A 7,916-nucleotide genomic window follows, 5' to 3' on the forward strand; every position below is an offset into this window, starting at 1 on the left:
CTATTTTATGGTCATACCAACGGTTTGAGAATAAGGCACGGTCGGTTTTTGTTCAAATTTTTTATTCCAGTCACTTATTGATATTGTTTTACCATCTGAACCGACCACGCTGTTAAATGTTCCATCTTTATTAACATTAATAGACACATTCACAACAGACATCACTTGATCACCATGGCCCGCTAATCCAAAATAAGGAGCAAAGGTTGAATTGTGTGACCAAGGACCGGCATCTGATGCCCCCAAAAAAACAGAATTCCCTTTGGCATCTGTAGCGAAGGCTTCTCCTGCTGGGAAATGGTCACCAGTAATTTCTCCGCTAATACGTAAGATTTGATTGCCTTTTTCACCATTAAAAATGGCAAAATGGAGTTTCGCGTTATTATCAATATCTTCATTTGTCCAAGTTCCTATTTTGGTATCAAAAAATGGAATGGCTGCGTGATTGCCTGCTTGACTGCTCATTGCTAAAGTGTTACCACTCATAGTTGCTTGCACTTCTGTCGGCGAACGAGCTGACCACAACCCAAAGCCCCCCTTGCTTATTGTAGCTCCGCCTCGGGTACTTATGATGGAATTGTTATCAGTTTCCACCCTAACCATCGCGTTTAATTTAGATTTTGCATTTGGGTCTACACTAAATCTTCTGTTTTCACCATCTCCTTTGAATCCGCCCCCAAACCAGTTGAAGGGCGCAAATGATCTAAGTGTTATATCAATCGGAAATGCGCCATCTGGATCGATTAACCTTATTGGATTTCCCTGAACATAATTATACGGTGACCATCTTCTGTTTTTCTCCGCTAACGGATCTATGCTCGTCCACCTTGCAATCACCGGATCATAAAACCGGGCCCCGTAATCATACTGGCCTAACTCTTCCTGTAATTCTTTCTTATTATAAAGGTACTCGTTTTTAGGGGATCCTGTAACGTTGCTGGTATGTTCCATACCAAACGGATGGTAATCGTTACTTTGCACAAGGCGGGCATAACCTAAACTGCTATCAAATGTTACCCGGCTATTACCCAAATGATCGGTCAGGCTGTATTCGTAGTTGTTAAACTCGTTACCCGATTTTAACACGCGGCCTTCTTCAGTTATAATATATACCCCGCCGTTATCATAAATAATACCATCATCATAATCTGTATTACCAGCCTGGCTGCTGGCCCGTTTCAGTTTTTTGCCGTCGGCGGTATAAGTGTAAGTGATAGTATTTGCGCCCGAGTTAATTGTTTGCGGCAGGTTTAAATAATTATAACCGATGTCCCTGCCAGTCCGCCCGTCATGGTCGGCATTGCCGTTATTGTCGTAATGATAGGTACTGGCTGTTAATCCGCTCACCGTTTGCAACTGATTACCGGTATAGTTATATGTGTAATTTCCGGTTCCAGAGGTCGGATCTACACGTTTTAAGTGTTGGATATTGCCCATTGCATCGTAATCGATATCGCCACCCGACTGGCCTGTTTCGCTATGGCCGGTGGTAGATACCCCTTTGGTTAAACGATCAAGCGCATCATAACTGTAATCATACCTTTTAGTAACGTTACCCTGGATACCCCAATACTGGTTAGCAATGTTACCGTTAAACTGTGAAGTTATTCCGTTACTGGCGTCGTTATATCTCAACTGTTCGGCAAACAGGGGCGCAGTACTGCTGCTTAACCAAGCCCGATCATTGTAAGTGTAGTTGATCTCCTGCAAGTACAGGGTATCAGTGCCGGTAATTACACCGTGCAACCTCTTGCTCATCAGCTGGCCTAATTCGTTATAATCTGATTTACTTACCACTACCATTGGCTGCGTTGTACCGGTTTGCTGTAAGGTGTGGGTTTTGCGGCCCAGGTGATCGTACCTGTACTGGTTTTTAATAACCAGGCTGGCAATGCTACTACTATTATGTGTGCGTATGCTTTGTACCAATTGACTGGTAAAATTATAGTCGTTCACTACACGGTCATTCCCCCCGATGTTGTTTTGGCTTATGCTTTCCCGCAAACGGCCCTCGGCATCGTAATAATTTTCTGTCAGCAGCATTTGCCCGGTAGTTAATATCCTGGTTTTGCTGCCGGTCAACAATCCGGTGGCATCGATAGTAATACCTGTAGCCGTTGGGGCAAAAGTAGCATTACCAGGAAAAGTATAATCGTCATAAAACTTTACAGTATACAATAAGTTCCAACTTGTAGGGAAACTGTTGGAAGTGGTATAACCATCGGCAAAAGCATTGTCAGGTGTTTCCCAATTAATAGTTTGGTTAATTAGGGCATCAGTTATTTGCTGGTGGGTACGGTTATCCGTAATTTCCCCGGTCATGATTACCCGGCCCCGGCCGTCATATTTGGTAAATGTCCACTTGTTATTGGCCCTTTGCATGGCATCCTGTGTGGCTACTACCTGGCCTATGTAGTTATATGCCAGGTGCTCCCAACCCTTACCGGGGATCTTTTTTTCGGCTACGCGGTTTCTATTGTCAGAATGGTAGGCGTAAATATAATTATTAAACTCCGCGTCGGTTGATGCCTCGGTAAAACTGGTTGTGGTTACCGCAGGCGGTATCACATAAGCAAGGTTGCCAACATCGTCATACACGTAGTAGGTATTTAAGCAAGTACTTTCATCTTTCCATATTCGCTTTAATACAATCCTGCCCTGTTTATCTTTAAACTCTTCACTTGTTCCTGCCTTACCGCTAATCCAATTCTCGTCCTTTTCAATTGTTTTATCTAATTGGTTGGGCTGGTAAGCTGCAGACGTGGCTGCGCCGCCACTGCTATTTGTTGTCCAATAAGCTACTTCATTGGTTACATTAACATCATAAGTTTTTTTTATGGTATGGCCCGGCGTGGCTGTTAGCCCGGCAGTGCCGGTTAGCTGCCAGGGGTCGCCAGGGGCGCCCTGTTCCAGCGGCCTGTTAAATGCAGAAGGTTCAAAACGCGTTTCGGCATAAGGCGTGGTAATTCGTGCTACGCCTGTTGAAAGTTGCGTACCACTGCTGCCGTTGGGGTTATAAAAAGCCATCTGATCGGCAATGGCCGTGGTTTTATAACTACCATCGCTGATAACAGTTGCAGGTAAAGTATATGGCAAATATTTAACAGCTTCGCGGCCAAAAGCATCATAAACCAAAGGTTGTACAATATCCCTGCCATAAGGGCTGGCTTTTACTTGTACATTTTGTAAGGCCCTTCCCAATCCGTCCATATATTTTATACTAACCATTACATCACGGGTGATATTGGCCGGATCATCCGGATTGGTAATTCCGGATTTGCGCGGCGTATAGCTAATGATATAATTTTGGTTTGCGCTTGGTGCCGTGGTCAAAAATTGATAATCGGCGTTTACGATGTGTATGCGCACTGATTGCATGCCAATGGGCGATGATCTGAAACCATCGGTCAGCGTGATGCTTACCGGATCGCTGATATCGCCATGATTGGTATTAAATCCATTTACAGTGCGCTGGGCTTTGCTGCTTAATGAAAAGCTTAGCAATATCATAACAGGCAGCGTTAACCGTAATTGCCTGCTGTATTGGGTAATAGTGATCATGGCTGATTTATTGTTGGTTAACTGATGGTGATTTACTCTTTTTTAGCACCTCGGTTGGAATAAACTGAGATTCCTGATGCGGTGTCCGGTTCAATTGCTGCTGGTGCCGCAAAATAATGGCGTCGCGCCGTGCCTGTGCTTTGACCGAGTCGACGGGCATGCTTTGCTTTAGCTGTTCTTTTTGCACCGGGGTAAGGATGGCTGCTACTACTTGGCGGCGCTGATCCAGTAATTGTTTTAACAACTGTTGCCGCTCTTTAGCATCCATTGTGTTATCTTTCATCAGCTTATTAATCTCTGCATTATGAAAGTTAAAAGCCCATTGCAGTTGCGTAGCTCTTGCTTTGCTGATGGATATTTTTGTTGTAGCAGCACTGTCCGGAACCATTCGAGAAGCCGGTTGCTGTGCTTTTAGTACATTACTGCACAGGCATATTATTACCAGCAGTGAAAACCCATATGAATAAATATTTATCTTTCGCATAACATTTTAATATTTAATAAGTTACAGTTGGCTTCTCCCTATACGCGTTACTGCCTGGAGTGAGGAAGTAATGGTAATCATATTCCTGATAGTGCGGGTTATTATTACCATCAAGGTAATGGCTGATGTAATACAGGTCCATTGCGCCTAAGCAATAAGAACTGTTACCGGCGGTAAGCGTATATATACCATAATCTGGCACAGCCGCGTCATTCCCCATATCATCAAGGATGTTATAGCCAAGGGTAAGCACAATAGGTATATCATAAGGTAACGTGAGCGGAATAGTGCAAGCCGGGTCTGAATAAAGTTTGATGCAAATCTCGCCCGATTGTATAGAAGAATAAGTATCTCCACTACCAAAATATTCATTATTAACATTAGTAATCTCTAACCTAACATAAAGCCCAACCGGCGGATCAGGGGTAGGCGCCGGGGGTGGCGGGTTAAATGTTACCAGGCAGCCAAAAGATTGCCCGGCATAGTTATAGCAGTAGCTGTTCTTTATGTTTCCGTTCTGGTCTTTTATTTTGCTCAACCGTTTAAAGTTGTCATACTCGTAATAAAGTACGTTGTTCCGGCCATCTGTAATGCTGGTAACACCAATCAAAGGGTCATAAGTATACGTCGTCATTTGTGCGCCTACCGGGTATATCCTAATGTCATCAATAAAGATATTCGCCCCCCCGGCATTGGGGTATATTGTAAAATAATCTGCAACAGGCAGGGTCACTACCGCTTCGTGATATCGCCAGCCCATATTATTTGCGGCTTGGTCCTGCTGGCTCAAAATGGTGATGCCTGTGCCTAAGCTTACTGTAGCAGTATTATTTGGTATGTCGCATTTTGACCAATAGCTAAAAACGTACTTGCCAGAGGGAAGAGTGTTTCTTGTGCTGATCGTGTGCTGGCTTCCGGTCGTGAGATAAAAACTTTTATGGCCGGTGTGTGCATTATTATATGGAACAAAAGCGACATCATTTGTATAAAAATACAGGTTACTGCCACTTTTATCTGTTTGGGCAAGGGTTAAAGGTTCTTCACAGTTGCTAAAAGCTATATTCCCTAGGGGGGCATTAATGGTTTTGCTAACGGGATAAAGCCCATTATAGCCCCAGGTGTAAACTACGTTCGGCCCTGCTTTATACGACAAAGAAGACGGGTTAACATAGCCATCGTAACCATTATACTGTATGCGTGTTTCAACAGGGTTGCTATTTTTTTGTGTTCCTACATCATTGGGCAAAATAAGCCCGGGAAAAGCCGGCCAGTTTTTGCTGTAAGTGTTTATGGTTTTGTCTAAAACTCCATTCACTTGTTTTTCAGTTTCAATTGGCTGGCTGATCATGTGCGCCGCTACCATATCAGTATACGGGCTTATTGCGCCCATATCATAAGCATACCTGTTTATTGTTTTTAAAATCTTGTTATCGCTTGATGTTGTTTGTATAGTAGCAGGCTGCAGGTAATTTGGATGATAGGTATAATCGATTACTCCGTACATTGTGCCGCTGGGGGCGTATGTCCAGTTCTCTTCTTTAGTAATTACAACATCCTGCGAATTAATATTGTAACTACTGAATGTGTCATTACCCGCCGAAGACCAATTTTTACCAGTAATAACCACCTGATTACGGGTAAGCGGCGTGTATACGGTTTTTGCCATCGGGCCGAACGTATTAGTGCCTGTGTTTTTATAAGTCTCTTTCGACAGCAAAAGGCCGTTATTCTGGTCATGTGTGGATGAAACAAATATATCATTTGGCGTATCCGCCACGTTATAGTAATTGTACACCGTTTTTCCATTCTCTCCATTTGGCCCATCTAATTCCGTCACCTGGTCGTAACCATATATGTTGCCCATATTTGAAGGCCCGGTCTGTAAAAAACTATTGAGCTTGGTAGATGTATAGTTTACATAAATATTTGCTATTGTAGAAAATGAGTCTGGATTGTTACATGTGTAAGTTGTGAAATAAACCGTTGTGAAAGTATTTAAAATGCCTATCATTGGCCGGCCGCCAGCATAGGTGAATTTTTTACAGCCCAGTACCTCATTATTAGCCCCCCAATTCTCAATTTTGCCTATGCGGGCACCGTATAATCCAATTGACTCAAAAGTAAAGTTGACAGAACCTCCGGTAGGATACTTTATTTGCTGAAGTAATCCAAGTGTTGGATCAGCTGAATAAAAGCCAAAAGGTTCATGTGTGGCATCGGATTTAGTGGGAAAGGGCGCACTTGATGTAGTATTGTATGAAAAGGTATAAGTCAGTTTCGGTTCAACATATGCACCAGGCAGCTCATAAAATGATCGGAGCTGCAACCGCTGGTTAAGGTATCCGTTTTGCCCATTTATGGGGGCTGTAAAGTAAGTATATCCTAAACCATATTTTTTGACCAGCAGATTATTATTGTCATAAACAGCTATTTGATCCAGCTTTTGAGCGTATTGGCCATTGGGCAAATCACTTTGAATATCATACCGGTCGGAGTAGGTAAATCTGACAACCCCGCCTGTAAATGTGATATTATCAAGCAATACTTCGTCAGTAATCGAATGGGTGAAGGTACTATTAACAGTAGTAAACTGCCCTTCGTACTGATGCTGAATATTATAAAAATCTTGGGTAGTACAAGTTCCCCCACCTAAAATTTGGATACTATTAAACGTTGACGAACTTACTGATTGATGATCAGAGATCGTTCTGGCCATGTTTGATGTATAGTTAAAGGCCATTACTTCGCCTGTAGTTGAAGTGATGCTGGATAGATACCAGGCCGTAACGTAATGACGATCTATATGTCGGTCAGGCGATGACCCTGATATAGTTATTGCCTGGTCCTGGTATTCTTTTTTTGCAAAATAATACACAGTACCATCTTCTACTATTATTTTGAAATTTTGGTCAGGATCTAATTGAATAGATATATCATTATCTTTTTTTAACAACCGTACAACCCCTGGATATTCAATAACAAAACAGCCCGACTTTCCATTAAAATTGTAATAAAAAGCATCCGGCGCGGGGTCCTTACCATTGCCCACGGCAATCTGAGAGAACGGGTGATGATAATACCCTTTATCAGTAAGGTCATCCAATGCTTCTATCGACCTGGTAATTACCCCGGAATTGCTTAATGTCCAATCCAATCCAACAAATGTTGCTTCGCTTAGTACCTTGAGGCCATCAGCATGATAGTTCAGCGCGATGGGAAAATTGAGCGTGTTAGTTTTGATTGTATAAACAGGTACAGAGATTTGAGGTGTACCAGTGTAATAACTAACCGGATTGGCACCATAACTACCTAAAGCTGAAGAATTTGGTGCTACCGGCGCATGATCCGGCAACTCTTGTGAATAACATAATAATACATTAGCAACTAATAGTATTAATAGCAAAGTTCTTTTCATGGATTTTATTGGCTATAAGTATAATAAGGGAGTAGGATTGCTTTTATAAACGAACAAAAATGGTTATTTCTCGGGCTGCCTTGAGTTCTTAAGGGCTTTTATCTCCTTCCTCAAACTTTCCATTGCCTCGATCATTTCCCTATTTACTTTTTCCTGCTCTTTCTCTTTTTCAATCAAATAAAGCGTCAACTCCTCCACCTTTTTAGTGAGCAGCTTATTCATTTCACCAAGATTGATCCCTTCCTTAGCTACTTCCTGCTCAGACGGCATATCCGGCAAATGCTGGTTTTTATCGATGTAGGCTTTTACTTCTGAAAGCGAGGGGAGTTTATAAGCAGGGTTAAAAACATAATCCGGCCAGTTAGCTATTTCTACTTTTACTTCCTTAGAGCGAATTGTGCCGTTAACGGATAGCGCTTCGTGAGGTGTACTTGTACCGATGCCAACATAACCATT

General features: G+C 42.5%; 3 protein-coding genes and 1 pseudogene. All 4 read right to left on the reverse strand.

The features are described from left to right. On the reverse strand, positions 1-3,561 hold the full coding sequence (locus AC07M6_RS07855) for a DUF6443 domain-containing protein (RefSeq protein WP_494888443.1): 3,561 nt from the start codon (positions 3,559-3,561) through the stop codon (positions 1-3). A 7-nt stretch (positions 3,562-3,568) separates the two neighbouring features. Continuing rightward, positions 3,569-3,844, reverse strand: a complete 276-nt coding sequence (locus AC07M6_RS07860; RefSeq protein WP_494888444.1) for a hypothetical protein — start codon at positions 3,842-3,844, stop codon at positions 3,569-3,571. Positions 3,845-4,058: 214 nt separating this feature from the next. After that, positions 4,059-7,460 (reverse strand): RHS repeat domain-containing protein, encoded by a 3,402-nt coding sequence (locus AC07M6_RS07865; protein ID WP_494888445.1) that lies wholly within the window; start codon positions 7,458-7,460, stop codon positions 4,059-4,061. A gap of 63 nt (positions 7,461-7,523) precedes the next feature. Next, positions 7,524-7,916, reverse strand: a pseudogene (locus AC07M6_RS07870) (hypothetical protein); the annotation flags it as partial.

This window comes from Mucilaginibacter sp. GW821-FHT07H05, assembly GCF_059418485.1.